At 42.7% G+C, this 25252-nt stretch carries 20 protein-coding genes and 2 pseudogenes; 18 read left to right on the top strand and 4 right to left on the bottom strand.

Going from position 1 to position 25252, the window contains the following annotated elements:
- Nucleotides 1-256: 256 nt before the first annotated feature.
- The 4 genes and pseudogenes from KKZ03_RS03385 to KKZ03_RS03370 form a co-directional block, all read right to left on the bottom strand.
- The gene (locus tag KKZ03_RS03385; protein ID WP_243220061.1) at nucleotides 257-679 is read right to left on the bottom strand and encodes a hypothetical protein; all 423 of its coding nucleotides are present in this window, start codon (nucleotides 677-679) and stop codon (nucleotides 257-259) included.
- A 133-nt stretch (nucleotides 680-812) separates the two neighbouring features.
- Nucleotides 813-1736: a dienelactone hydrolase family protein gene (locus tag KKZ03_RS03380; protein WP_243220059.1), complete on the bottom strand. Its 924-nt coding sequence runs from the start codon at nucleotides 1734-1736 to the stop codon at nucleotides 813-815.
- Between the two features lie 451 nt (nucleotides 1737-2187).
- Nucleotides 2188-3192 carry a DUF2156 domain-containing protein gene (locus KKZ03_RS03375; protein WP_243220058.1) on the bottom strand — a complete coding sequence of 335 codons (1005 nt, stop codon included), beginning with the start codon at nucleotides 3190-3192 and terminating at the stop codon, nucleotides 2188-2190.
- Nucleotides 3193-3416: 224 nt separating this feature from the next.
- Nucleotides 3417-3677: pseudogene (locus tag KKZ03_RS03370) on the bottom strand (transposase); the annotation flags it as partial.
- A 312-nt stretch (nucleotides 3678-3989) separates the two neighbouring features.
- Here KKZ03_RS03370 and KKZ03_RS03365 point away from each other — a divergent pair.
- The 18 genes and pseudogenes from KKZ03_RS03365 to KKZ03_RS03280 all read left to right on the top strand — a co-directional run bounded on the left by KKZ03_RS03365 (nucleotide 3990) and on the right by KKZ03_RS03280 (nucleotide 25205).
- Nucleotides 3990-5027: a hypothetical protein gene (locus KKZ03_RS03365; protein ID WP_243220057.1), complete on the top strand. Its 1038-nt coding sequence runs from the start codon at nucleotides 3990-3992 to the stop codon at nucleotides 5025-5027.
- A gap of 279 nt (nucleotides 5028-5306) precedes the next feature.
- Complete coding sequence (locus KKZ03_RS03360; RefSeq protein ID WP_243220056.1) at nucleotides 5307-6068, top strand: DUF4239 domain-containing protein; 762 nt, start codon at nucleotides 5307-5309, stop codon at nucleotides 6066-6068.
- A 735-nt stretch (nucleotides 6069-6803) separates the two neighbouring features.
- Nucleotides 6804-7409 (top strand): hypothetical protein, encoded by a 606-nt coding sequence (locus KKZ03_RS03355; RefSeq protein ID WP_243220055.1) that lies wholly within the window; start codon nucleotides 6804-6806, stop codon nucleotides 7407-7409.
- A gap of 106 nt (nucleotides 7410-7515) precedes the next feature.
- Nucleotides 7516-7932, top strand: coding sequence for a hypothetical protein (locus tag KKZ03_RS03350; RefSeq protein ID WP_243220054.1), 417 nt, complete (start codon nucleotides 7516-7518; stop codon nucleotides 7930-7932).
- A gap of 342 nt (nucleotides 7933-8274) precedes the next feature.
- Nucleotides 8275-8706: a hypothetical protein gene (locus tag KKZ03_RS03345; RefSeq protein ID WP_243220053.1), complete on the top strand. Its 432-nt coding sequence runs from the start codon at nucleotides 8275-8277 to the stop codon at nucleotides 8704-8706.
- 88 nt (nucleotides 8707-8794) lie between these two features.
- Nucleotides 8795-9670 carry a transporter gene (locus tag KKZ03_RS03340; RefSeq protein ID WP_243220052.1) on the top strand — a complete coding sequence of 292 codons (876 nt, stop codon included), beginning with the start codon at nucleotides 8795-8797 and terminating at the stop codon, nucleotides 9668-9670.
- 341 nt (nucleotides 9671-10011) lie between these two features.
- Nucleotides 10012-10584, top strand: coding sequence for a hypothetical protein (locus KKZ03_RS03335; protein WP_243220051.1), 573 nt, complete (start codon nucleotides 10012-10014; stop codon nucleotides 10582-10584).
- Nucleotides 10585-10673: 89 nt separating this feature from the next.
- Nucleotides 10674-11549 carry a DUF2092 domain-containing protein gene (locus KKZ03_RS03330; protein WP_243220050.1) on the top strand — a complete coding sequence of 292 codons (876 nt, stop codon included), beginning with the start codon at nucleotides 10674-10676 and terminating at the stop codon, nucleotides 11547-11549.
- 234 nt (nucleotides 11550-11783) lie between these two features.
- A complete protein-coding gene (locus KKZ03_RS03325) occupies nucleotides 11784-11951 on the top strand; it encodes a hypothetical protein (protein ID WP_243220049.1) in 168 nt (55 codons plus the stop codon).
- 148 nt (nucleotides 11952-12099) lie between these two features.
- Nucleotides 12100-12837 (top strand): DUF4410 domain-containing protein, encoded by a 738-nt coding sequence (locus tag KKZ03_RS03320; protein ID WP_243220048.1) that lies wholly within the window; start codon nucleotides 12100-12102, stop codon nucleotides 12835-12837.
- A gap of 229 nt (nucleotides 12838-13066) precedes the next feature.
- A complete protein-coding gene (locus tag KKZ03_RS03315) occupies nucleotides 13067-14107 on the top strand; it encodes a hypothetical protein (RefSeq protein ID WP_243220047.1) in 1041 nt (346 codons plus the stop codon).
- 46 nt (nucleotides 14108-14153) lie between these two features.
- Nucleotides 14154-16571 (top strand): mechanosensitive ion channel domain-containing protein, encoded by a 2418-nt coding sequence (locus tag KKZ03_RS03310; RefSeq protein ID WP_243220046.1) that lies wholly within the window; start codon nucleotides 14154-14156, stop codon nucleotides 16569-16571.
- Between the two features lie 120 nt (nucleotides 16572-16691).
- Nucleotides 16692-17120: pseudogene (tnpA, locus tag KKZ03_RS03305) on the top strand (IS200/IS605 family transposase).
- A gap of 305 nt (nucleotides 17121-17425) precedes the next feature.
- The gene (locus KKZ03_RS03300) at nucleotides 17426-19057 is read left to right on the top strand and encodes a cytochrome P450 (RefSeq protein WP_243220045.1); all 1632 of its coding nucleotides are present in this window, start codon (nucleotides 17426-17428) and stop codon (nucleotides 19055-19057) included.
- Between the two features lie 25 nt (nucleotides 19058-19082).
- Nucleotides 19083-19685, top strand: coding sequence for a nuclear transport factor 2 family protein (locus KKZ03_RS03295; protein ID WP_243220044.1), 603 nt, complete (start codon nucleotides 19083-19085; stop codon nucleotides 19683-19685).
- An 81-nt stretch (nucleotides 19686-19766) separates the two neighbouring features.
- Nucleotides 19767-21995 carry a terpene cyclase/mutase family protein gene (locus KKZ03_RS03290; RefSeq protein ID WP_243220043.1) on the top strand — a complete coding sequence of 743 codons (2229 nt, stop codon included), beginning with the start codon at nucleotides 19767-19769 and terminating at the stop codon, nucleotides 21993-21995.
- 61 nt (nucleotides 21996-22056) lie between these two features.
- Entirely contained in the window at nucleotides 22057-23415 is a 1359-nt protein-coding gene (locus KKZ03_RS03285) for an FAD-dependent monooxygenase (RefSeq protein WP_243220042.1), read from the top strand.
- Between the two features lie 560 nt (nucleotides 23416-23975).
- Nucleotides 23976-25205: a pyrophosphate--fructose-6-phosphate 1-phosphotransferase gene (locus tag KKZ03_RS03280; protein WP_243220041.1), complete on the top strand. Its 1230-nt coding sequence runs from the start codon at nucleotides 23976-23978 to the stop codon at nucleotides 25203-25205.
- Nucleotides 25206-25252 lie beyond the last annotated feature (47 nt).

Raw genomic sequence — 25252 nt, 5'->3', positions numbered from 1 at the left:
TAAAAGGTTTTCTGCAAAGAGTAGGCGTAATAGGCGGTCTTTTATTAATTTCATACCAGAAAGTTACCTCACCTTTTTTAATTTTTGTTAAAAAGTTACTTTACGCTCGAGGCGAAATACAATAAAAAGATATTTTTGAGCGCTGCTGCTTAATATTTTTATCATTGCGTTTATACTTAAAAAGAGTAGGTTTGTAGGGGGGAAAGCAAAGAGAGGAACGATGGCTTGTAGCTTAATCCCCCCAGAAAATTTTATTTTATTTTGTACTCCAATTGCACCCTTTCTCAGTAGATGCATCCATGTCTTCCTGGAACTGAAATACCTTGCCGTCTTTTTTTCGAAGGTATCGGAAGTCGCTTATCATGGCACCTTGGCTAATAACCCTATAAATTCCACCTGTTCCATCGGTAGTCATTTCCTGCCATTGGGCTTCAAACTCTGATGGTCTGCCACCCGGCAGTCTTTTTAGTTCTTTTTCTTTTATTAATTTTACCGGAATAGCCCCGTTACCATTTTGGTAACTAACGAATCCTAAGTCATCCTTGTCAGTTTGAAAAATAAATTGAAGCTTAAGCGGTGTCTTTAAATTAATTGACTTAAAACACCTAAAATCCTTTTCATCTGCCTTAACGGAGCCAAGCAAGATGACACCTAACAAAATGCAAAACAGTCTATTCACGGTTACTCCGGATGAGTTGAGAGGTATAAACATAAAGCTGAAAAACAATGCTACCCAATTACATTGGGTGACTCGTAACAATATTCTTTCATTATTCAGAAATGCTCAGAAAGCCTAACTGATTTTATTAGCTTCATTTTGCCATTATATGATTGTTTTGAGCCACCCTGATTAACGCATCGCTTTGCTGTGGTTTTGGCAACGCCGGACCATCCATTAGATGTTGGACAAAAAAGCCGACAGTTGCACGTCTTGCCGTAATACGAACTTGGCGAGAGTCTGCAGTGCCGCAACGACATATACCGTAACCAAAACGGTCTGGCTCATCCAGCATTTGTACGTGATCGGCATCTTTTAGGGTTAGTTCAATGGTGCCTGGCGGCGATTGCTCAAAAAAACGTTGGTAGTTGTTTTCTTTCGGCGCACAGACGCTGGACGCTTGCCAGGCAACCTCCGCACCGATAAGCAATAAAGGGGCGCGCATTAAGGAGATAAGTCCGCCATGTGCGACAGACAACTTGCCGTTGTCATCAGGATCAATGGCAACCACACTGGCGAAAACGCCGTATCTGGATGCTGCAAGCATCGCGTCCTTGCCCCCCATAGAATGACCGGCGACACCAATTTTTTTGGGGTCAACACTTTGTGTACTGATCAGCCAGTCGGCGATCAGGTTTGCGTCATGTGCTAGTTCAATATCAGTGGTAAACATTGAATACCACCCACGTACGGCGACAATAAATCCTCGTGATGCAAGTGCGCGAGCATAGCTTTCATATTGGTCATCAGGAGCCATTAAGCCTGGCAAGAAAACGATGGCGGGGGAATTTAGCGGAGCATGAGCAGGTTGATACAGGGCGACTGACAGTTCTTCGCCATCATGATCTATAGTCATTCTGGTAGAAATTACTTGTTGTGGCCCGAGACCGGCCAAATCCCCAACAGGCAAGCCAACGGCATCCATGGCAAGCGTGTTACCGGGAATTAATTTTTCGATACTGCTACAGCCAGCCGTTAAAAAAAACAGGATACCGACAAGGGTAAGTCTAGAGTTCATTTATAAGATCCAATAAAACATGGTGAAGACGCATCGCCGAGATTTTTTGTTAGTTCTCCAGCGGTTATAAAAAAAGATAAAAAAAATAAGTACAAAATGACTATTGAATCGTCACAATTTCAGCAAATATTCAATTATTAGAATAAAGCAGAATTGAGCTTCCAGAATAACGCATACAAAAACATTAAGATGTTTAAGGTTTAATAAAGTTCAACGTTAAAATAAACTTTTTGATAAAAACCAGATTTAATACTTTTGTGTCATCAGTAGCTTAAGGAAAAAAACAAAAATTACTCATAAGAACTGGTAGCTGATGTTACGCGATAATGCAGAGAAATTAAACGTTGTAGCCAATTGCAAATCTTGTTAAGTATTGATTTTTTGTTGTGCAACTTTCCAGATTTTTTGTAAATATCCTGGATTTTAAAGCAGGATTGGAGATGCCGAGTTTTTAAACGTGGGCATTTAGGGCTTTAAGAAGAGATTTTATACTTGAATAGGATAAGTTTTTTTCAGGAAACAACAAATATGAGGGGTAAATTGTCGGCTCGAATTTTTTCCAGAAGGCTTCACGGCCACCGAGATGAAAAACTTTCTTTGCCAATTGATAGACCCAACGTGCAACTGTTTTGGAAAATTCATTCAGTCCGATGATTTCTCCTAGTTGGTTCCCGGGGCACGGACCCATAGAAACGTATTGACAATTCTCTTGTGCTAAAATTTGTAGCATAGAGATGACTAATAATTCTGAAATACCATGGGGGGCGTCTTTGGTTATCAGGACACTGTTTAGAAGCCATCCATTATACGATTGGAGTTCGCTAAGTATTATAATGCCAACTATTTTTTCTTCTTGTTCAGCATAGAACCAGCGTTTACCCATACGATCATTAAACAAAGTAAAATCAGCTAAAAAGACTTGCGGTCCGTGGCGTTCCTTTTGCCATGTTATTGCGACTTCTTGTAACGCTTTTTCAATGTCAGGATTATCTCCAGTGTATTCGTGTACCAAAGCCCCTTCCAGTCGGGCACGCTTCACTCTGTTGCGGACAAACCCCGCTTTTGAGCCTTTGTGGTCAATGGGGTTGCTAAGGGGATTTAATACAAACTTTTCTCCAAATTCAATCAGAACCGAACCGAGATTTTGTGCGGCCCAGTTGGCAAATTCTTCTGATACAATGATGTAAACAACACCTATTTTCTGGTTTCGGCAGTACTGTTGAAATGTTTTGGCTAGTGCTTGTTTATCTGCTGCGGCGCATACTGGATCACCAAAAACTACTGCGTTACCGGCTTCGATACGATAGCCAATAAAACCTTCGATGCGTGGGTCGGAAAAAAATTGGCATGTGGGGGATAATATACCTTCAGTATTGACATCACCCCATTTACGCACCAGGTTTACCAAGGAATTGCGATCAAAAAGTTGCTTTTTGTTTTCTAATAATGTTTGCATAAGATTCTTTTACACCCAATATCTGGCTATATTTTTGCCGATTATATCTCCCTTATTTTGTGAGTCAATTCTTACATTCAACCAATTAAGTTCAATCAATAATGATCGGCTTTGAAGAGGGCTGGCTGATGTAGTTTCAGGCTTTTTTCAATCCGGCCAAAGACGAGAAAGCACATGAGAATCTATAAACAGCTGGTTTGTTTTATCCACAAAATTTAACCTGATTAGCAAGGTGCTTCAGCCGACCGAAGCCATACCTCTGAACGAGGCCCAATGGCAATAGCTGCGACAAGAAGACGCGATGGAAGCTTATCGAGTTGGACGCGGCGATTGAAGCGATAGGCAAATGCTGCCAAATAGCGCGAGGTGTATTTTGCGAAACCAAAGGCATGACAAGCATCACCCAGGCTGGTTTTTAGATTACCTAATATCGTATTAATCCAAAGAAATCCCGGCATATCTTTAGGTTTTCGACCGCCGACTATCCCCTCTCTTTTAGTTGATCTGATTCAGTATACTCCAACTTTTTGCACAATGATTAAACTTGGCTGAAGTACCTTGCTAATCAAGAAATTTAATACAGAAGGGGCTATCTAATTGTGGATATTATGACGCCATTGCTGTATTAATGTGACGAGAAATTTTTGTAGCGATTCCGATATAAACGGTTTCGATTATTATTCCAAACGACATCCATTAGGCTTAAATCGGGTTATTGGAGGAAAGTTTTAAAATAAAGCAGATGTAAATGGTGAGACTTTGGATTATTATTTGTTTTTTATAGGCAGGTATAAGGTATGTCCAAGCAAATTAAGACCATAGAAAATGGTTTTTTAAAGGAAAAAAAATTCTGGTACCTGTTGTTAACCGTTCTGGAATTAAGCATGGTTTCGACAGTATTTTCTGCAAATATGCCGGATTCTATGGCGTTGATTCAGCAACTAGGAATTAAGCAACAAGATCTTGCGAGACTGGATAAAGGGGAAATTGTTTTTTTCAATGTTGCAGGAAGTAGGGGAAATGAGTTAACTACAGGTGCTGCAATGTATTTGCCGGTAGAGCCCTCCAAAATTATTGAGTTGATCAAGAGAGAAGATTTACAATCCATGGATACTGCCGTTATTGCTGGGGATGTCATTCCGTTACAGACTACGCAGGATGCGTTTAAAGGTTTTGCTTTCCGGGCTGGAAGTGATGACGCTGAAGATTTTTTGGCGGCAACGCCAGGCAGTCAATTTAATTTGAGCACCCAAGAATATCGGATTATACGGGCTATCAATACGGCATTACCTGATGCGGCTTCCGAAGTTTATAGAAAGATTTTATGGCAGCGTTTGCAGTCTTATCGCAAGACAGGCTTGAAGGGCGTTGCAACTTATGATCGTGGTGATGGAGTAGAAGCTAATCCGGGAGCAGAGTTACAGACAGCGGCGCTGGAAAGTAAAGTGCTGGCGCATTATTTTCCCGAGTTATTTAAGGCTTGGCTGAACTATCCGGTTGCTTTCCCAATGGGCGTCGGAGAAACATTTTTCTGGAGTAATCGGGAGGTCCAAGGTAGTCCTACGGCTATTCTTGTTCACCGTGTCATGTTGAGTGAGCGTGGTGGCGATTTGATTCTTACCCGGCAATTTTATGCCGGACATTCTTTTAATTCCAATCAGCTCGTTGTTGTTTGCTTACCGTATCGCAGTGGTTCCTTGGTTTTCTATGAAAATCGAAACTTTACCGATCAAGTTACTGGATTTGGTAGCGTTTTAAAACATTTTATAGGTAATAGTATGGCGCAAAGTGAAATCAGCAAGTTACTGAAAAATTTGCGTAAGTCTCTTAAATAGATTGCTTTTATTAGCCAATTATCAGGCTGTATTTTCTAAATACAGCTATGGTGTAAAGGGCATAAATCAAGACTTCGGATAGTTTTTATCAAACGAAAGTCAGTAGAAAGATAAGTGTTTGGAAAATAAAAGATTTAATTTTTTGAGTGGGTTTTTTAAATCCTTTAAAGTCAAATAGTTACAAAAAATGTCCGAAGTATTAATAAATTAACAGGTAAAAAAATGAAATATTATTTTTTGTTTAATGATAGATTCGGTGATGGTAGAGGAGGTTAACTAATGTCTGCTCCGTTAGCTGCTTTCGTTATTTTTGTCTGTATGCTTTTTGGAATGGCATTGGGTTCGTACCTCCGGTTGGTTTTACCTGATCATCACACACAAGCAGACTCCAAGGATATTTTGAAGACGTCGGCTGGTATGATGGCCACGCTGATCGCTTTGATTATTGGTCTGTTGGTGACATCAGCGAAAGGCAACTACGATAATACAACGTCAGGTATTACCCAATCAGGTGCGAAAATCATCACGCTCGGCTATTACTTGTCCAACTATGGACCGGAAGCGAAAGAAGCGCAGGAGCTTGTTCGTCAGGCGACCGCTTCGGCAATCGAACGCATTTGGCCTGACGAAAGTACACAAGGAGTCGATTTGACGAAGATGGAAACGGCCACTGGAATGGCCGAAGTTTACAGCAAGATTCGTAAGCTTTCGCCGCAGAACGACTCGCAAAAATATCTTCAAACTCAGGCACTGCAAATAAGTGCGGACATGATGCAATCAAGATGGATGTTAATCGAACAGTCACAGACTAACTTGCCGGTGATATTTCTTGTAGTGCTGACCTTCTGGCTGACCGTTCTGTTCGCTCAATTTGGTTTGTTGGCTCCTCGAAATCTGACAGCAAAGTCGGCGTTGTTCATCTGTGCTCTATCGATGACGGGCGCAATTTTTCTTATCCTTGAATTAAATCAACCACTGGAAGGAATTATCAAGGCTTCGAGTGCCCCGCTTCAAAAATCCCTTTCGTTAATCGGGAAATAGTTGGCCGGGATGCAGGATTGGTTGCGAGGGACTTGACTTAATGGGACAATAAAAATAAAAAAATAGCATCTAAACTATAGACTCTCAGATAAATAATTTCGATGTCAACAGATACTATTCCTTCAAGAAATTAAGGGTTATTATCTGTAGATGTTTAAAACAACGTGCGATGGAAATGATGGCAGTCCAGTGCATTAATGCACCTAAGCCGCAAGTCCAGTTTATTGGTTGCACACAGACCTATTGCCCAAATGGCTTTACCGCTGGATCAGGTTAACCAAATGTCTGCCGGCCCCTGTTTTAATTAAGCCACCGAAGTAATGAAAGCAAATCCACCGCACATTACAGACTGGTCTCTGGTGGCTCAACTCAAAAAGATCGGTATTGTACCGAGCAATATTTTTTATTATGACAAACTGAGGCCTTTTTGCTGGAAAGGCCCTTGATAAATTGGCCTGCGATAGTTCGGAGTTGATGAAAAGATATTGTAAATTCTTGCCTGCGTGGTGAAAAGCAAGTCCATGAACTGGTGATGAAAAATATGTGCTACATTTTAATAAGGAAGAGCTGCAGCCGTTAGATGATTTTTGGTCAGCGACGACGAATAACGCAGAAGGTTATAAAACTCTGACCTGATTAACCGCTTTGCTGTCAGTTCATTTCATTTGGCAGCAAGCAGGCTGAAAAGCACAATCAAACGGCCTTATGTTATTGGCAATATTATTAACTCACCTATTGCCAGATGATACTAATCCACAATTCAATGGATCAAAGGGGAAAAATAATGAAACAAAAACTACCTATACCATTACCGCCGATACCGCCGACATCACGGTTCCCGAAGGTGGTGCGGAAGGCATGATCCTGACCTCGGGCGGCCGCTTCGCCGGCTATGGTTTTTACCTGCTCAAGGGTAAACAGGTATTTCTCTGGAACCTGATTGACCTGAATCGCCTCAAGTGGCAAGGTCAGGACGCGCTTGCGCCCGGCAAACATATCCTGGAGTTTGATTTCAAATATGACGGTCTTGGCGTAGGTACGCTTGCCTTCAATAACATGAGCGGTCTTGGTCGTTCCGGCACCGGTACGCTCAAGGTTGATGGCAAAGAAGTTCAAACACTTACCATGCCTCATACGCTGCCCATGATCCTGCAATGGGACGAGAGCTTCGACATCGGTTCCGACACGCTGACCGGCGTGAATGATACCGACTACAAGCCGCCGTTCCCGCTCACCGCCAAGCTCAATAAATTGACAATCAAGGTGAATCGGCCACAATTGTCGCCCGCAGATATCAAGAAGTTGGAAGAGGCCCAGCGCAACAATAAAACCAGCGAGTAGATTTAAAAAGCCATGTTAATTGGGCTGGCTGGAGTTAGAAAACTTTAATCGCCGTCGGATGATGATGTCGAAAGTGGCGGCTAATCTATATATTAGGAGAAAAACCATGAAAAATTCAGGAAAACTTAATACCATTAACAGTCAAATACAAATACAGTTTTGCGTAAGTCACTCTTTCCGAACCGGCTGCGCTGCGCTGGTGCTGCCATTGATTATCAGTGCCTGTGCGACCGAGGCTCAGTTTCTCGCGCAAAATTCCCCATCCGCTGTAAAAACTGCACTAACTAGAGGACAGTTTGAACTGAATTGCCCTCAGGCCACAGGAACAGTACTTTCACAAAAAGTTACCTACATAAATGGTTTGGGTGTAGGGATGAGGGGCGGCGATGGCTATGAATGGACCGAATATACCATTGGCGTTAGAGGTTGTGGCAAACAGGCGGTTTATGAAACGATGTGCCGTGATCCCGATAATTGTAATGCCTTTGGACAGACTGCACGCGTTCTGGAAGGTGGTCAATAACGCACGCATTACCTGCTTACAGAGGGTGTTGTGTTCCTTTGTTGAATTCTTGCCATTGCATTTCGTCAGACTGGCTGTACTGATGATTTAGGCAATGGTACTTTGTTGGCGAGTGCTTTAGATAGTGAACCCCAGACCTTTCCAGTATACTCTGGGCTCTCTGTGCAAATCTGTTTATCATGGCTATTTTATATGGCCCAATATACCGCTGGTATGAAAATGTGTAATAGGATAATTGTGAGAGATAGCGTTATTTTGGAGTGGAGGCTGATGTTTTGAAAAAATTGCCTTCGTTATTCAATATAAAATTTTTGTTAAACTATCAACAACGAGCAATATGTTATGAACAACAACTTAACTATAAAGTTACGACTATTAAAAGGCGTTGGCATCGCCATACTAAGTAGCGTTTTAATTTCCTGTGCCGCGATAAACGCGCAGAATGCTGAGGATAAAGAACAGCTGTTAGCCGCTGCCGGATTTAAAATGCAACTGGCGAATAGTCCAGAAAAGCTGGCTCATTTAAAAACATTGACGCAACAGAAAATAGTAACACATGAAAAAGACGGCAAAAACTATTACGTATACGCCGACGCTACAAATTGTCAGTGCCTCTATATAGGTGAAGATGCCAATTATCAAAGTTTTCAACAATTGCAACTCCAAAAAAATATTGCTCAGGATCAACGCACGGCAGCGGAAATGAATGAAGATGCCAACATGAATTGGGGTATGTGGGGCCCTGGATATGGAATGGGCGGGTATTATTATTGATTAATGTTTGCCGCACAGACTGGTTATGTTTTGCCGTTTAGTCGAATGCTTTTTTTCTCATTTCGCCAGATCCACTATTCTGGCGATTATGGGCATAACAAGCTCGCCGGTAAGTGCGACAGATATGGATCCACGAGCGTATTCAAATATACCCATTGGTCTCAACTTTCTGATCGCTGGCTACACCAACATTAAAGGCAATATAGCCTTCGCCCCGACTGTGCCCATCACTAACGCCAAGTTGGAAACTCATAGCTCCGTCTTTGCTTATGTGCGTTCACTGGATTTTTGGGGAAAGTCTGGCAAGGTTGATATTATTATTCCAGAGGCTTGGCTATCCGGTCAAGCCGAGGTGTTAGGGCAACAGAAGAGCCGAGATGTTGTTGGTTTTGCCGATCCCATGGCGCGTTTATATGTGAATCTTTACGGAGCCCCCGCCCTGTCGATGAAAGAGTTTGCCAGCTATGAACAGGACACTATTGTTGGCATTAGCCTTGCCGTAACGGCACCAGGAGGTCAATACGATCAGCGCAAACTGGTGAATATCGGCACTAATCGCTGGTCTATCAAGCCGGAGATCGGTATTTCCAAAGCGTGGGGAGCATTGATTACTGAATTCGCTGCCGGGATGTACATTTTTACCGATAACACCCAGCCATTTGTGAAAAATACCTTGGAGCAAAAGCCTATTTATAATCTGCAAGGGCATCTGATTTATAACTTCGGCATGGGTATTTGGGCTGCTTTCGATGCCAATTACTACACAGGTGGCCGTACCATTCAAGATAATATAATGGACGCCAATATGCAGCAGAATTGGCGTGTTGGTGGTACGTTGTCATTGCCGATCACCAAGCAGAATTCCATCAAACTGAATGGTAGTACGGGCATTTACTCACGGACTGGTAGTAACTTCGATATAATCGGGATTGTCTGGCAATATCGATGGGGTGAAGGGCTTTAGATGCTTTAATAATTGCTGTGAAGATACCAATGAAAGTAAAGATAGCGGTTAGGTTATAAATAGTCTGCCTGTTTTAAAATATAATTAAACTGCTGATTATTTTTACATTACGAACACTACGATTTATATCTTAATAGATTGGTGGCCTCAATAATAATGAGGCCGGTTATTAAATTGTAAGAGATATTCATTCCTCAGAAAACCTCATTAAGAAGCCTGTCCTTGGTATAGTTGAAGGGTGACCATAAATCGTTGGCTAATATTAGTTAAGTTATTTTGCAGAGGTAAGCGTTATGATTATTCGAAATAAAGGTTACTGCCTTCTGACTACAGCTATTTGTATGGCTGTTATATCAATGCCAACACAAGCCTACAGAAGTTATGGCGGAGGCACTGGATCAGTTACGACCGCTCGTGGCGGGTCGGCTAGTTGGAGTGGTGGCACTGGTTCTGCATCCGGCTATCGGGGCGGCTCTGCGAGTTGGAGTGGCGGATCTGGTTCTGCTACTGGCGCTTATGGCGGTTCTGCGAGTTGGAGTCACTCACCTGCCTATGGCTATCATCCTGCTCCTGTGCCCTATGGCTATCGCTCACCGGCGACTGTTTATTATGGCAATAGTGGCTATAGTTCCGGTCAGGTCGCGGCGGCCGGTATTGCCGGTCTGGCAGTTGGCGCAATGGCGGACTCCGCTGCAGCATCCAGGCAGGCTTACCCGCCGACCACGGTCGTGGTGCAGCAACAGCCAGTGTATGCATCGCAGCTACCTCCGGGAACCAACCTGAATAATCTGCCGGGTGGCTGTGTCAGTGTAACTGTCAGTTCAACCCAATTTTATCAGTGTGGCATGAGTTGGTTCAGGCCTTACTTTGGAAGTAATGGTGCCTATTATCAGGTTGTACCTGCACCGTATTAATATCAACAGGTAGGGAGAGAGAAGCCGAAGGAAAATCTTTGTATCAACAGATGGACAACCAATAATCACTATTTTATAGAGGGCTGATCATGCAAAATAAACAAAAAAACTTCGGAAAAATTCCGCCTGCATTTATCCTGCTACCTGTAATTGTTTTTGCGCTTTCGATGCCGGGGTGTGCGTACCTGGAAACAATGCCGGTTAATATGCAGACTCAAACAGCACCAAAGGCAGTAGAGCAACCTGCTGCACAGCCGGAAAGCCCTGCATCGCTGCCAGCGCCGATTATTCAGCAATACGCTCTTGATCGACTTAAGCAGATGAGCGATAAATTGACTTCTGCCAAGGAGTTTACCTATCACTCGAATAGCGCTATAGAGCTACCGGCGATTACCGGTCAGTTTCTAACTTTCTTTACCGACACTGAAGTCAGCCTGCAAAGGCCTGATAAATTACACATCAATGTTTCAGGTGATGTGCCAAACTTTCAGCTTTATTTCGCTGGTTCCAAAGTTTTAGCCTTCGATCCGCAGAATAAGCTCTATGCTGTTTCCGGCCCACTATCAACGATTGATGAGATGCTTGACTTTGTTATGACAAAGGTAAAAATGAATTTTCCTGCTGCAGATTTTTTGTACAGCAATCCTTATAGCGTGATGACCAAAAATTTAACACATGCCATCGTGTTGGGGCAGTCAATGGTAAATGGCGTACCTTGTGAGCATTTTGCCTATATGGAGCCTGCTATTAATTGGGAAATCTGGATAGAAAAAGGCAAAAAAACACTGCCGCTTCGTTTGGCCATGACCTATAAGAAGGCCCCAAACTTTCCTCGTTTCCTGGTCGAATTCGTGGACTGGAATTTGAATCCTAATCTGAAAACGGATACATTTGTGTTTAAAATTCCGACTAATTCTAAACAAATTGAGTTTGGTACTTATGGGATCGAGCAAAAAACAAAGTAAACGGCCCAATCCAACTAAATAAAATAGTTGTTGGTGAACTTTGCTTTGGTGATGTTGATATCACTACCGACAAAGTTGAATATTCGCTTTAAACCGTCACAAGGTAATGATTATGTTAATTTCACTTCAAACGATGTAAGAATGGTTATGCAATTAAAATATGCTTTAATGTTATTGGAAGCCGGTCTGTTTTGTTGATGTCTGGTTGCGCCAGTCCAACAGTTCAGCAGGCTTATGTTTCACCTCCTGTTTATAGAGCTTGGGATTATAACGCCTATCCCAATTACGGCTATAGAGGTTGGAATTACGTTGCAGGTGCCGCATATGGCCGGAACTGCAGGTATGGGTATCGCAATTCAATGGCTTGGCACAGGTGAATATTTTATGGCATTATGGCGTTGAAACTTGGCTATGCTCTATGAGCAAAATGTCATGTAAGGATGGACTTCTACCAAAGTTGACCAATTTTTTTTAAACTGTAACGAGGCAATGGCTGTATTGATTCTGCCTCGTTTCTGATACTTCACTGCAAACCCTATCAGGAATACTTATGCGATTTAAACATTTATTAAAATTATCAGGGGCCGTTTTGCTGTGTTTATTCATTGTTGGTTGTGCCAAAACCAATGTCAAGGAGACCTACGAAGTAGCCAATGCCGGTATGCCTACACCGAATCCTGTGTTGATTTATAACTTTGCCGTGAGCCCTCAAGATGTTCAACAAAATTCCAGTATTTTTGCGAAGATACAGAGAAATTTTGGAAATAAAGATCTGACCAGCGAAGAAATCCAGGTGGGTCGTGAGGTATCGGATGCTCTGGCAACGGAACTGACACTGAAAATAGCCGCTTTAGGGTTATATCCTGTGCGTGCGGACCAGGGCTTACCGGTTGCTCCCGGATCAATTTTGATTACCGGTTATTTTGTTGATATTAATGAAGGTAATCGATTACGTAGAAATGCCATTGGTTTGGGCATGGGGAAATCTTCGTTGGATACTAAGGTGCGTGTTTTGGTGCCGTCAGCTTCGGGTTATAAGGAGTTGATCGCTTTTGATGCCCATACTGACAGTGGCAGCATGCCGGGGGCAGCCATTTTCGGACCGGTGGGTGCTGCAGCGGGTGCCGGTGCGGCAGCCGTAGTCGGAGCTAACGTAGCGGTGAGCGGTGTTAAAAGTTATAAATCAGCTTCTGCCCAGCAAGCAAAGAAAATGGCCGAGGATATCACGGCCCAGCTGGCAAAATATTTTGCCCGGCAAGGTTGGATCAATCCTGCTTTGGTGCAATAAACTTATAATTTTTGCCTAAGTATTTGGTGCTTACCCGGAACACACCTTCTTTAACAATAAGCTGTTGCGAATGATGGCATGCATTGCCTGTTTTTTTTGAAGACAAAGCACCTAAATGAGGTTTTTCTTGTTTGTCGTAATTCAATCGCGATGGTTAGCGAGACTTCTCGCTAACCATAAAATTTCATGTGGTAAACCATTACTTCTGCTCCTGGTAATTGGAGTTTTGTTGCCTGGTTGTTATTCATTTGGCCCCAATGAACTCAGGGGTACGTATCCACTTTATAATGCGGCTATCGTTGACAGTCAGAATGAGCAATTTATACAAAATATTGTACGATTGCACTACCGGGATCCGATTTTCTTTCTGGATGTGACCAGTGTCACAGCGTCTTTAAAAATGGACTTGTCTGCCGGATTGGATCAATCTGCCTTCGATCTGAGTAGTGGCGGTGCTGATGTCTTGCAACTTAGCGGGGGAGGAGCCTATACGACTGCGCCAACTATTGCCTATGCACCACTTCAGGGAGAGAGCTTCGTTAAGAGCATACTCAGACCGCTCGCTATTGAAGACATGTTTGCCCTGATTGAATCGGGATGGAGTGGTCGGCGGGTGCTGGGTCTTTGCGTGGAACGTATCAACGGCCTTGAAAATGCCCCGAATGCCTCCGGCCCAACGCCTAAATTTTCTCCGAAGCGTATTGATCCTTTTAATCGACTGTTACAACTTTTTGATCAGGTAATGAGCGATAACCTCATAATCCCCAGAGTTGATGCCGTTACCAAGGAAACGCAGCTGGAAATTAACTCCTCACCGGAGCATTATGAGGCGATTCGGGAAATTAAACAGGTACTTGGACTCGATCAAAATCTTACGATCTATCATGTCAATAATGGCTTCTTGCAACACAGAAGCGATACTATCTCGATAAATCTACGCTCGCTGATGAGCATCTTTTTTTATCTGTCTCAACATGTAGATACTCCAAAAATTCACAAGGCAGCAGGTTTAGTGACTGTTACACGAAATCAGAATGGCTCGGAATTTGACTGGGGTAAAACGGCGGGTGGAAATCTTTTTCATATTTACCACAGCGATAAGCAACCGGATAATGCTTTTGTTACCATACCGTATCGTGGTCAATGGTTTTATCTCATGGATAACGATTTGGAGTCGAAGTCAACTTTTATGCTTCTAACCCAGTTATTTCGGCTGCAAGCGGGGGCGGCCAAATTAGCTGGACCCACATTAACACTGCCGCTACGTTGATTTATGGTTTTTGGTTCTGATTTATTCACTTTTTTAGGCGGCTAAAATGATTCACATGCTTAAACAGTCCAGCATCGTTCGCCTTTACTTGATAGTTAAACCCATAAATATTCGCGTAATCCGAGGGCTATTAAGTCTGTTGCTGCTGCTATCATTAGCGCCAGTATGGGCAACGCCTACCTCCGCAATTATCAATGGGCTAATGAAACAGTCCCCCGACAATACTGCCATAATCAAACCTACATTTGATCAGGCAGTACTTATGGAGGATATCAAAAAGAAACTTGCCGCAACTAACGCGGAACTTGTTGTTATGCCTTCGGAAGCCGTCAGCGGCTCACCAGTTACTGGGTCCGATGGCGATGAAGATATCTTTATTCGACGCTTATATCTCAGGCAACTGGTGTTTCTCTATGAGGGACAGCTTGCCCGATTGGTAAGTTTGCAGGTACATCAGCAACAGCGACTGCAGATGGAAAATCAAGCCTCCAACTGGTCAGGCTTCAGCTCACCGGCTCGTTATCCATTTCTCAGGACAGATGAGCTCAAAGAGTCTGTTACAAAGCTCACAAGACGGGTAAAAGAGCTTGAGATTTGGGCTTCTACAATTGAGTCGGCGGGGACGCAGCTGATAAATACTGCCGAGAATTCCATCGTAAAGCTAAGGCAGGCTGACGAAGCTGTAGAGCAGGTTAAAAATGCACCTGATCAACAAGTTGTCTTGAGTAGGGCGAGGGACTTAGTGGCTCTGCAAAATCAGATTGATTTGGCACGCGTTATAGGGTTTCAGATTGAAAAACAAACAATTATTGAAGACTTACTGGAAAATCGGGCACAGTTGCAACTGGTCCGTAAACAACTAAGTGTGGCATCTGAACACGTAGAGTTGACACAGCAAGATGTTGATCAGGTGCAAAAGAATCTCGAAATTGAAAATCAACATATTATTTCTGAGCTTAAGCAGGGAATATCAGCATTTGATCTTTATAATAATTCTGTTCAACAGAACGAGCCATCTTTGAATGCCGAAGCACAAGCTGTACAATTTCAGAGTTTCGACCCTGAACAGCGTGATCAAATACGTCAGGCGCAACGCAACAATGTCGACATTAAACTGCAAGCCCTCAACAGGATACTGACTTATCTGCAAATGCAGCGAGATATCTGGAATCTACGCTGGGCCTATGCCAAGGTAACCGATCGTGAAAAAGCCAGCGCGGCTTATGACAAGATTGCCCGTAATCAGGTAGTTCTTAACGTGGTTCACGATTATATCAACCAACAGCGTCATCGTGTGTTGACACTGGTTACCAATCAGTCTGTTGAGGCGCTTGATCCTACAGTCAGCGAATCGGATGCTTTGAGGGACATATTAAGAGATCTTGATCTTGATCAGGTGGTTTCATGGTCGAGATTACTGGGGACAATTGAGGCAACCCAAGACTTACTGGAACGTTGCAAGCAGGAACTCGATAACAGGTTCCAGGTTAAGTCATTTTACGATTACCTGGGAGAAGTGTTTCTGGAAACGCGTGATTTTGCGTCACAGGTTTGGGCGTTTGAGCTCTTTGCCGTACAAGACAATATTGAGGTTGATGGGCAGATAGTCAGTGGCAAACGTAGTGTTACCGTTGATAAGGTGGTGACTGCTTTAGCGATTTTGATAATTGGTTACTGGTTTGCCGTGCGTCTGGCTCGTTTGGTAGAAGGTCTGGCAGTAACACGTTTGGACATGGACGCCAGTCTTGCGCGTATTGTACGTCGCTGGATGCTATTTCTTGAAGTCTTACTCCTGATAGTATTGAGTATGCTGGTAGTCAGGATTCCATTGACAATATTCGCCTTCATGGGCGGGGCGTTGGCTATCGGTGTTGGGTTCGGGATGCAGAATATGCTCAAGAACCTGATCAGTGGGCTTATGCTATTGTTTGAGCGCCCCTTTAGGCCGGGGGACTTGGTTGAAGTTGGTGGTATCCGTGGCCGTGTCATAGATATCGGGGTACGAAGTTCGCATATCCGCGATGGTAACGGCATAGAGACCCTGATTCCTAACAGCACCTTTATAGAGCAAAACGTCACCAACTGGACGTTAAGTAACGAGAAAATACGTATTGTCGTTAAAATTGGTATTGCCTATGGTTCACCGGTAAGAGAGGTCACTGATCTGCTTCTTGAGGTTGCCGATAAGCATGGAGTCGTTGAAGACGACCCAAAACCCAGGGTGCAATTTGAAGATTTTGGTAGCGACGCGCTCCAATTTGGCTTGTATGTATGGGTAGAACTTAAGCCGGATGTATCTTGGACCGTTGTGGCCAGCGACCTGCGTTATATGATCTATAGAGCGATGAACGAGCATGGCATAGAGATTGCCTTTCCGCAACGGGATATTCATCTTGATACCAGTCGACCGCTGGAAGTTAGAGTCTTCAAGGATATTCCTGATGCGGAGATTATAAAAAAGTAATTGGTCATAAGTATACCCCCAGCTCTGCTGGGGGACTCATAAAGTTTGACAATTACGGGAATCACCGAGAGTCTCCCTATCTGTGAGCTGCCTAAAGTTCAAAAGATAAGGAAACAAACGATGAATTCACCAGAGAGTTTAAGTCATACAAAATGGGAATGTAAATACCATATAATCTGGATTCCAAAGTATAGAAAAAAAAGCCTTTATAAGGAGTTGAGGCAATATCTGGGATCAATACTAAAAGATTTAGCCTTACAAAAGGAATGCAAGATTGAGGAAGGACATTTGATGTCAGATCATGTCCATATTCTAATCTCAATTACAGCCAAATATTCAGTATCACAGGTTGTTGGCTTTATTAAGGGTAAAAGCGCTATATCCATTGCACGAACTTTTATGGGGCGAAGAAAGAATTTCACCGGACAAAGTTTTTAGGCAAGAGGATATTATGTTTCAACAGTTGGCAGGGATGAAGTCACTGTACGAAACTATATCAGGCATCAAGAAGAAGAGGATAAACGAATAGAACAACTCGATTTATTTTAAGGCATTGTCACCTTTAGGTGGCACAATTATTAATCCGCTTTGAGCGGTTCACATTTTCAAGCCTCCGGCTTTGCCGGAGGTTTTTGACTGGTCGGTGTAGACCCATACGGCATTAGTTCTTTTAATGCATCGTACGGGTAGCATTTAGGCTGGTAATTATAAAACCGTTAGGTGATAAAATTTGGTACATTAACCAAGCACGGCGTAAAATCACAAGTTTCCTTGCATTTGCCTATAGCATTTAAAGGCCTATGCTTTCCGGGGAATGCTGGCGTTCCTTAATGCACGTCTATCTACATTGAGTTATGAATACAACGAATACTGAAAATACCCCTTCTTCTGGTAAAGAGCCGCCTAAAATGCCGGGTGCCTTGCCGATTTTAGGACATATGCTAAAATTTGGAAAAAACCCTTTTCAGTACATGATGGACCTTAGAAAGTCACTGGGGGAAATCGGTGAATTTCGTATGTTTCATCAAAAAATGGTTTTGATGACGGGGCCTGAAGCTAATGAGGCTTTTTTTCGTGCGCCGGATGGGCAACTGGATCAAAGTCAGGCCTATAAAATCATGACACCCATTTTTGGCAAAGGTGTGGTTTTTGATGCACCGCCGCATAAAAAAGATCAACAGCTTAAAATGTTGATGCCGGTCTTACGCGATAAACCAATGCGTGGTTATGCGCAAGTGATTGTTCAGGAAGTTGAACAAATGATAGCCGGTTGGGACGATACCGGTGAAATTGATTTGCTTGAGTTCATGAAGGAGCTCACGATTTATACTTCCAGCCACTGTCTTTTGGGCAATGAATTTCGTTATGAACTGAATGAAGAATTCGCGAAAATTTATCATGATCTTGAAAAAGGCGTAAATCCGCTGGCTTTTGTTTTTCCTTATTTACCGTTACCGGTATTTCGCCGCCGTGATAAAGCTCGCGCCAGACTGCAAGTATTAGTGACCGGCATTATTGCCAAAAGAGCGCTGAAGACAGAAAAAAGCGAAGATGCGTTTCAATTGCTCATTGAATCCAAATACGACGATGGCACTCACTTATCTCCGCATGAAATAACCGGGATGTTAATCGGTACCATATTCGCAGGCCATCATACGACTGCAGGTACAGCGGCCTGGACCCTACTGGAATTGGCACGCCGACCGGAACAGTTGGCGGTCGTACTGAATGAGCTGGATGCATTGTTTGGTGCTGAGGGTGATGTTACTTTTCAGTCTTTGCGAGAAATTCCGCTATTGGAAAATGTCATTAAAGAAGTGTTGCGCCTGCATCCTCCGTTGATTTTTTTAATTCGTAAGGTGATGCAAGACTTTTACTTTAAAGGTTATACGGTTAAGGCTGGAAAGTATGTCTGTGCCTCGCCGCGTGTATCGCATCGCATTGCTGAAGTTTTTCCAGACCCTGAAAAATTTGATCCTGAACGTTATTCAGAAGCGCGTCAGGAGGACGCCAAGCCTTTCAGTTGGATTGCTTTCGGTGGCGGTAAACACAAATGTACCGGGAACGCTTTTGCGATGCTGCAATTAAAAGCCATCTTTAGTATTTTGTTACGGCGATATACCTTTGAACTGGTTGATGATAAGGACAATTATCAGGATGATTTTACCCAAATGGTGGTGCAGCCTTTATCACCCTGTCGTATTCGCTATATAAAACGCAGCGATGTTAAAGATACTGTTGATGAGTCTTTGAGAAACAATATACAGGAAGCGGCGCAAACTGGAATTGATTTTAACATAACAGTCGATAGGGAGCTTTGTCAGGGTCATGCAACCTGTATGGCTGAAGCACCTGAGCTTTTTCAGGTAGACGATGCCGGTAATGTAACTGTCTTACAAGAAAATTCGTCGCTGGCTTTACTGGAAAAAGCCCGACAAGCTGAAAAATATTGCCCAAGCAAAGCAATTAAAATTAAACTCAATTAGAGCGAATGAGAATGAGAGATAAAGAATGACTGCATATCCCAGAGCAGAACTTGAAGAAATGGTTGAGCGTTGGTTGCAAGCAAATCGTGACGCTGAAAAAGAAGGCAACTGGCCTAAACATTTAGGCCAGATGTATACCGATGACGCTGAGTATCGCTGGAATATTGGCCCCAATGAAGAATTTGTCGCACGTAGCCGTAAAGAGATAGAAGAATGGGCTTTAGGCGTGCAAATGGAAGGCTTTGAAGAATGGCGCTATCCGTATCACCGCATTTTAATTGATGAGAAACAAGGCGAAGTAATTGGTTTATGGCATCAAGTATCACCTGCATTGCGGGAAGATGGTAGTCATTATGAAGTCGCGGGTATAGGAGGTTCCTGGTTTCGTTATGGCGGTAATTATAAGTGGGAATGGCAACGCGATTTTTTTGATTTGGGTAATGTGAAATCCTTGTTTTTTGAGTTGGCCGCTGATGGTAAACTCGATACTGCAGTAAAAAGGAAAATAGGTCGATTGGCTAAAGGACAATTATTGCCAGGTCATGAGCGGTTACGCAATCCACCGAGTCTTTTTAAAAAGCTGAAAGGCTTTATGGCAATGGTACGCATTGCCTTGTTTAACCAATAAATTTTAAATGCACATAGACTATCTGGTTAATAGATAGTCTATGCCGTTCAACCAAGCGATAAGGTATTTCATAAAAAATCTATGCTGAAAGTAAAATCTGGCTGGAAAAACTGGCAACTACTCACTGAAAAGGGACGGCATATTTGGGCATTCAAGCCTGGATCAAGCAATATCAATGAGCATCTACAAAATGCCGATAACGTTACTGACGAAGAAGTAATCCAGTTTACCGAAGATTTTCAGTTTGATAAATTTAGCAATCCTAATTCCGGTGATAAGGTATACCGGCATGCCGCCATTAATGAGAAGTTTCAGGCATTTGCCGGGAAAATTCTGCAGGTGGAAAGCTCCGAAGCACAGCAAGCTATTGATGCGTTGGTCAAAGGAATAAACTACTATTCCTGCCTGCAAAGTGATGACGGTCATTGGCCTGGTGATTACGGTGGCCCGCTATTTCTGTTGCCCGGTTTACTCATAGCTTCTTATATTTCAGAGACACCGTTTCCCAAAGCACACCGGGAAATGATGAAGGTTTACTTATTCAATCATCAAAATAAAGATGCTGGCTGGGGCATGCATATTGAAGGTGAATCGACGATGTTTGGTACCGTAATGCAATATGTGTCATTGCGTATTTTAGGCGTCGATAAAAATCATGAACAACTGATTAAAGCCAGAGAGTGGATTGGAGATAATGGCGGTGCAACCGGTATTCCATCATGGGGGAAGTTTTATCTGTCCATTTTGAATTTGTATGACTGGCAAGGTTTTAACAGCCTGTTTCCTGAAATGTGGCTATTCCCAAAATGGTTGCCGGTTCATCCTTGGCGCTACTGGTGTCATACTCGTATGGTGTATTTGCCAATGGCTTATTGTTACGCTGAGCGCATTAAAGTACCTGAAAATGCACTGATTTTGTCGTTAAGACAAGAACTTTATAATGAAGCTTTTGAAACCATTGACTGGCCCAAACAACGCACTACTGTTTGTGAAAAAGATTGTTATACCACGCCATCGCCAGTACTAAAGTGGATGAACTTTTTTACCAATAACTATGAGAAATGTAAATTACCTTGGCTAAGAAAAAAAGCTACTGATTATATCTTAAAATATCTTAATGCTGAAGATGAGCAAACCAATTACCTCAATATAGGCCCTGTTAATAAAGCCATTAATTCTATTTGTATCTGGCATGCTTACGGCAAAGATTCCGAGCAATTTAAAAAACATGTCGCGCGTTGGTATGATTATTTATGGGTTGCTGAAGATGGCATGAAAATGAGCGGTTATAATGGTTCCCAGCTTTGGGATACCGCTTTTTCAACCCGCGCCATACTGGAAAGCGACTTGGGTAAATTATTCCCGGCAACATTGGAAAAAAGTTATCAATTTATCGACTTATCTCAAATCAAATCTGAACATGCTACGCATACCGAGTTTTTTCGTCATCCCATGATTGGGAGTTGGCCTTTTTCAACGGCTGAACAAGGTTGGCCAGTCGCAGATTGTACGGCGGAAGGTTTAAGCGCCACTTTAGCGCTTCATCATTCAGGTCTTGTTAAACCGATTATTGATGAGCAACGTATTAAACAAGCGATAGATACGCTGCTGTCTTACCAAAATGCTGATGGCGGCTGGGCAACTTATGAATTGACGCGTTCAGCGAAGTGGCTGGAAAAACTCAATCCCTCTGAAGTGTTTGCCGATATAATGATCGACTATTCATGGACAGAATGTACGGCGGCTTGTGTTATTTCTTTACTGGAAATTCAGGAAGACTATCCCGAGTATAAAAGTAGCGAAATACATAAAGCCGTTAGTACCGGACTCAGCTTTATTGTTAAGCAACAAAAGACCGATGGTTCTTGGTATGGTGGTTGGGCAGTCTGTTTTACCTATGCTACCTGGTTTGGCATAGAAGCAATTGGTAAGGCCAAGGGTAAAGGCTATTGTGATGATGCCATTTTAGTGGATAGTATCAACAAAGCTTGTGCTTTTTTAGTGTCCAGGCAGAAAACTGATGGTGGCTGGGGAGAAACTTTTGAATCTTGTTCTAAACTGGTTTATACGGAAGCGGCAACATCTCAAGTCGTTAATACCGCTTGGGCATTACTGGCATTAATGGCTGCAAATTTTGGCGATAAAAAAATTATCGAAAATGGTATTAATATGTTGTTAAAAAGACAAAGCGATATTGGCGATTGGCCACAGGAAAATATTTCCGGCGTTTTTAATTATAATTGTATGATAACCTACTCTAACTATAGGAATATCTTTCCTATATGGGCATTGAGTCGATACTGTCGGTAGTATGTTCAGGGATGATAAAAGAATCAATCCAGTTAAAAGTATTTGTATCAAGTAGCCTAATATGAAATCAGAATTTGACATTTGCATTATCGGCGCAGGTATGGCGGGCGCCACCATTGCCGCTTATCTTGCCCCCAAAGGCATTAGGATAGCGTTAGTTGATCATTGTTTTAAGGAAAAAAAGCGTATCGTTGGGGAGTTATTGCAACCCGGAGCAGTATTATCACTTGAGCAAATGGGGCTTGGGCATTTGCTGGAGGGTTTTGATGCACAGTCGGTTGATGGTTATTCACTGCTGCAAGGTGACGAAAACATCACCATTGCCTACCCTAATCACTATAAAGGTATGGGCTTGCATAACGGCCGGTTTTTGCAGCAAATTAGAGCCTCCGCCATACAAAATGAATCGGTTACGCAAATACATGGCAAGGCTTTGCAACTGCTGGAAAATGAACGGCATGAAATTATTGGTGTTAGTTACCGGGAATCGCTTACGTCCGAGATAAAGTCTATTTATGCGCCCTTAACCATTACCAGTGACGGCTTCTTTTCGAATTTTAGAGTCGATCTGAGCAATAATAAAAAAACCGTGACGTCTTACTTCATTGGTTTAATTTTAAAAGATTGTAAAATGCCTTTTCCAAAGCATGGGCATGTGTTTTTATCAGGACCTACACCATTTATTTGTTATCCGATCTCCAATTATGAAGTCAGGCTGTTAATTGATTTTCCGGGGGATCAGCTGCCCAGAAAGTTATTATTACAGGCACATTTGGATGCCAACGTAACGCCTTATATTCCGCAATGCATGCTTAAAAGCTATGAACAAGCCATGCAAGAAGGTGGCTTTAAAGTGATGCCTAATCATTATATGGCAGCCAAACCCATTATTCGTAAAGGTGCGGTAATGCTGGGCGATGCGCTTAATATGCGGCACCCTTTAACCGGTGGCGGCTTGACTGCGGTATTTTCGGACATACAAATATTGAGTGCACATTTATTGGTGATGCCTGACTTTAATAACACTGATTTGATTCACGAAAAAATCGAAGCTTATTATCGTGACAGACAGCACGCTAATGCCAATCTTAATGTTCTTGCCAATGCGCTATATGGCGTTATGTCAAATGACTTGCTTAAAACGGCAGTATTTAAATACTTACAATGTGGTGGCGCCAATGCGCAAGAGTCGATTGCTATTTTGGCCGGTTTAAACAGAAATCACTACTCTTTAATCAAGCAGTTCTTTTTCCTTGCTGTATTTGGTGCTTATGATTTAGTGCGTGAAAGCATGGCTAATTTACCCAAAGCAGTAAAGATTTTGTTGGATGCCCTCAGAATAATTAAACCGTTGGCCAAGAACGAGCTTTCGTTTGCAGCAATTATTAGGGGTTATTTAAATAAATCAACGCCAATGTAGTTTTACGTTTTTTATCAACATTTAAGTCTCTTAAAAACTGCTGTTTGTCATTAAATATCAACATAATTTACTGTCAGATAGTAGCCCTTTCGCTATCGATTTAAACAAAATCAAAGTTTTTATACCCCCCGTTTTTGACGCTGAGTATGTTGCCGGGACAGGCACTTAAGTCAATGTGAAATTGGGTTAAGCTCATTAAAAACAAAAGAAATTCTTTTGTAATATGGTAAAATTCGGGCATCATCGGGATGGCTTAATAAAGTTCACGCGCTGATATTTTTCTTTGCTACGCTATAGTAGCGTTAGCCGTGAAATGATTTGTGTCGTTTGAGTTTTGGCGCGACACGATAGTTTAAAAAGACGCGAATAGCGCTCCTTAGCAGAGGGATGGTGATTATCTTGTAGTTTTTTATTCATATTCTGTGCTGTATCAGCAGCTATATGGCTTACCACAGCCAAATTAACCCAGCTTGGATGGGAATAAAAATGCGCCGTCAAATAACCGCATTATTTTATTGCCGTTCCATAATTTTTCTTTAACATCACACCTTATAATTCTTATGAACAAACCCAAAAAAGTCGCAATTCTAACCGCAGGTGGATTAGCACCCTGCCTAAACTCGGCTATCGGCAGTCTGATTGAGCGTTATACTGAAATCGATCCTTCTATTGAAATTATTTGTTATCGCAGCGGTTACAAAGGTTTGCTACTGGGTGATTATTATACCGTTACGCCAGCAATACGAGAAAAAGCCGGCCTTTTACATGGTTTTGGCGGTTCAGTAATCGGTAATAGTCGCGTTAAACTGACCAATGTTAAAGACTGCGTAAAACGTGGTCTTGTCAAGGAAGGTGAAGATCCACAAAAAGTGGCCGCAGAGCAATTGGTTAAAGATGGTGTTGATATTCTTCATACCATTGGTGGCGATGACACCAATATCGCTGCTGCAGATCTTGCTGCATTTCTTGCGCATAATAATTATGGCCTCACGGTTATTGGTTTGCCTAAAACAGTTGATAATGATGTCTTTCCCATTAAGCAATCATTGGGCGCCTGGACTGCAGCAGAGCAGGGAGCACGTTATTTTTGGAATGTGGTGGCCGAAAACAATGCCAATCCGCGTATGCTGATTGTTCATGAAGTGATGGGCCGCAGTTGCGGTTGGCTGACTGCTGCCACTACCCAAGAATACCGCAAGTTGCTAGATAACGCGGAATGGTTGCCTGAGCTGGGGCTTGATCGCAATGCGTTTGAAGTTCATGGCATATTTATTCCTGAAATGGCTATTGATATTGCCGCCGAAGCCAAGCGTCTTCGCGCTGTCATGGATAAATTCGACTGCGTAAACATCTTTGTTTCTGAAGGGGCCGGTGTAGAATCAATTGTTGCTGAAATGGAAGCCAAAGGTCAGGAAGTGCCGCGTGATGCTTTTGGTCATGTTAAGCTTGATGCAGTTAATCCCGGTAAATGGTTTGGCGAGCAGTTTGCGGAAATGCTCGGTGCAGAAAAAACACTCATTCAAAAATCCGGCTATTTTGCCAGAGCTTCCGCTGCAAATATTGAAGATATCAAGTTGATTAAGTCTTGCGCTGATCTGGCTGTTGAATGTGCTTTCCGTGGTGAATCCGGTTTGATAGGTCATGATGAAGATCGTGGCGACGAACTGCGTGCGATTGAATTTCCTCGCATTAAAGGCGGTAAGCCTTTTGATCTTGACACACCCTGGTTCAATGAAGCGCTTGTTGAGATTGGTCAATCCAAGGGCACCAAGGTTGAAGTAGGCCACTAAGCTATTGGAGAGAGTAAACAAAGAACTGTTTATTCTCTCTAAATCCT

This window comes from Methylobacter sp. S3L5C (assembly GCF_022788635.1).
GTDB lineage: Bacteria > Pseudomonadota > Gammaproteobacteria > Methylococcales > Methylomonadaceae > Methylobacter_C.
This window is presented reverse-complemented; position numbering and strand designations above follow the sequence as displayed.

Coding starts and splice junctions, on each gene's coding strand:
- KKZ03_RS03380 (WP_243220059.1), bottom strand. CDS start 1,736: ATGAACTCTAGACTTACCCTTGTCGGTATCCTGTTTTTTTTAACGGCT.
- KKZ03_RS03375 (WP_243220058.1), bottom strand. CDS start 3,192: ATGCAAACATTATTAGAAAACAAAAAGCAACTTTTTGATCGCAATTCC.
- KKZ03_RS03365 (WP_243220057.1), top strand. CDS start 3,990: ATGTCCAAGCAAATTAAGACCATAGAAAATGGTTTTTTAAAGGAAAAA.
- KKZ03_RS03360 (WP_243220056.1), top strand. CDS start 5,307: ATGTCTGCTCCGTTAGCTGCTTTCGTTATTTTTGTCTGTATGCTTTTT.
- KKZ03_RS03350 (WP_243220054.1), top strand. CDS start 7,516: ATGAAAAATTCAGGAAAACTTAATACCATTAACAGTCAAATACAAATA.
- KKZ03_RS03345 (WP_243220053.1), top strand. CDS start 8,275: ATGAACAACAACTTAACTATAAAGTTACGACTATTAAAAGGCGTTGGC.
- KKZ03_RS03340 (WP_243220052.1), top strand. CDS start 8,795: ATGGGCATAACAAGCTCGCCGGTAAGTGCGACAGATATGGATCCACGA.
- KKZ03_RS03335 (WP_243220051.1), top strand. CDS start 10,012: ATGGCTGTTATATCAATGCCAACACAAGCCTACAGAAGTTATGGCGGA.
- KKZ03_RS03330 (WP_243220050.1), top strand. CDS start 10,674: ATGCAAAATAAACAAAAAAACTTCGGAAAAATTCCGCCTGCATTTATC.
- KKZ03_RS03325 (WP_243220049.1), top strand. CDS start 11,784: ATGTTTCACCTCCTGTTTATAGAGCTTGGGATTATAACGCCTATCCCA.
- KKZ03_RS03320 (WP_243220048.1), top strand. CDS start 12,100: ATGCGATTTAAACATTTATTAAAATTATCAGGGGCCGTTTTGCTGTGT.
- KKZ03_RS03310 (WP_243220046.1), top strand. CDS start 14,154: ATGATTCACATGCTTAAACAGTCCAGCATCGTTCGCCTTTACTTGATA.
- KKZ03_RS03300 (WP_243220045.1), top strand. CDS start 17,426: ATGAATACAACGAATACTGAAAATACCCCTTCTTCTGGTAAAGAGCCG.
- KKZ03_RS03295 (WP_243220044.1), top strand. CDS start 19,083: ATGACTGCATATCCCAGAGCAGAACTTGAAGAAATGGTTGAGCGTTGG.
- KKZ03_RS03290 (WP_243220043.1), top strand. CDS start 19,767: ATGCTGAAAGTAAAATCTGGCTGGAAAAACTGGCAACTACTCACTGAA.
- KKZ03_RS03285 (WP_243220042.1), top strand. CDS start 22,057: ATGAAATCAGAATTTGACATTTGCATTATCGGCGCAGGTATGGCGGGC.
- KKZ03_RS03280 (WP_243220041.1), top strand. CDS start 23,976: ATGAACAAACCCAAAAAAGTCGCAATTCTAACCGCAGGTGGATTAGCA.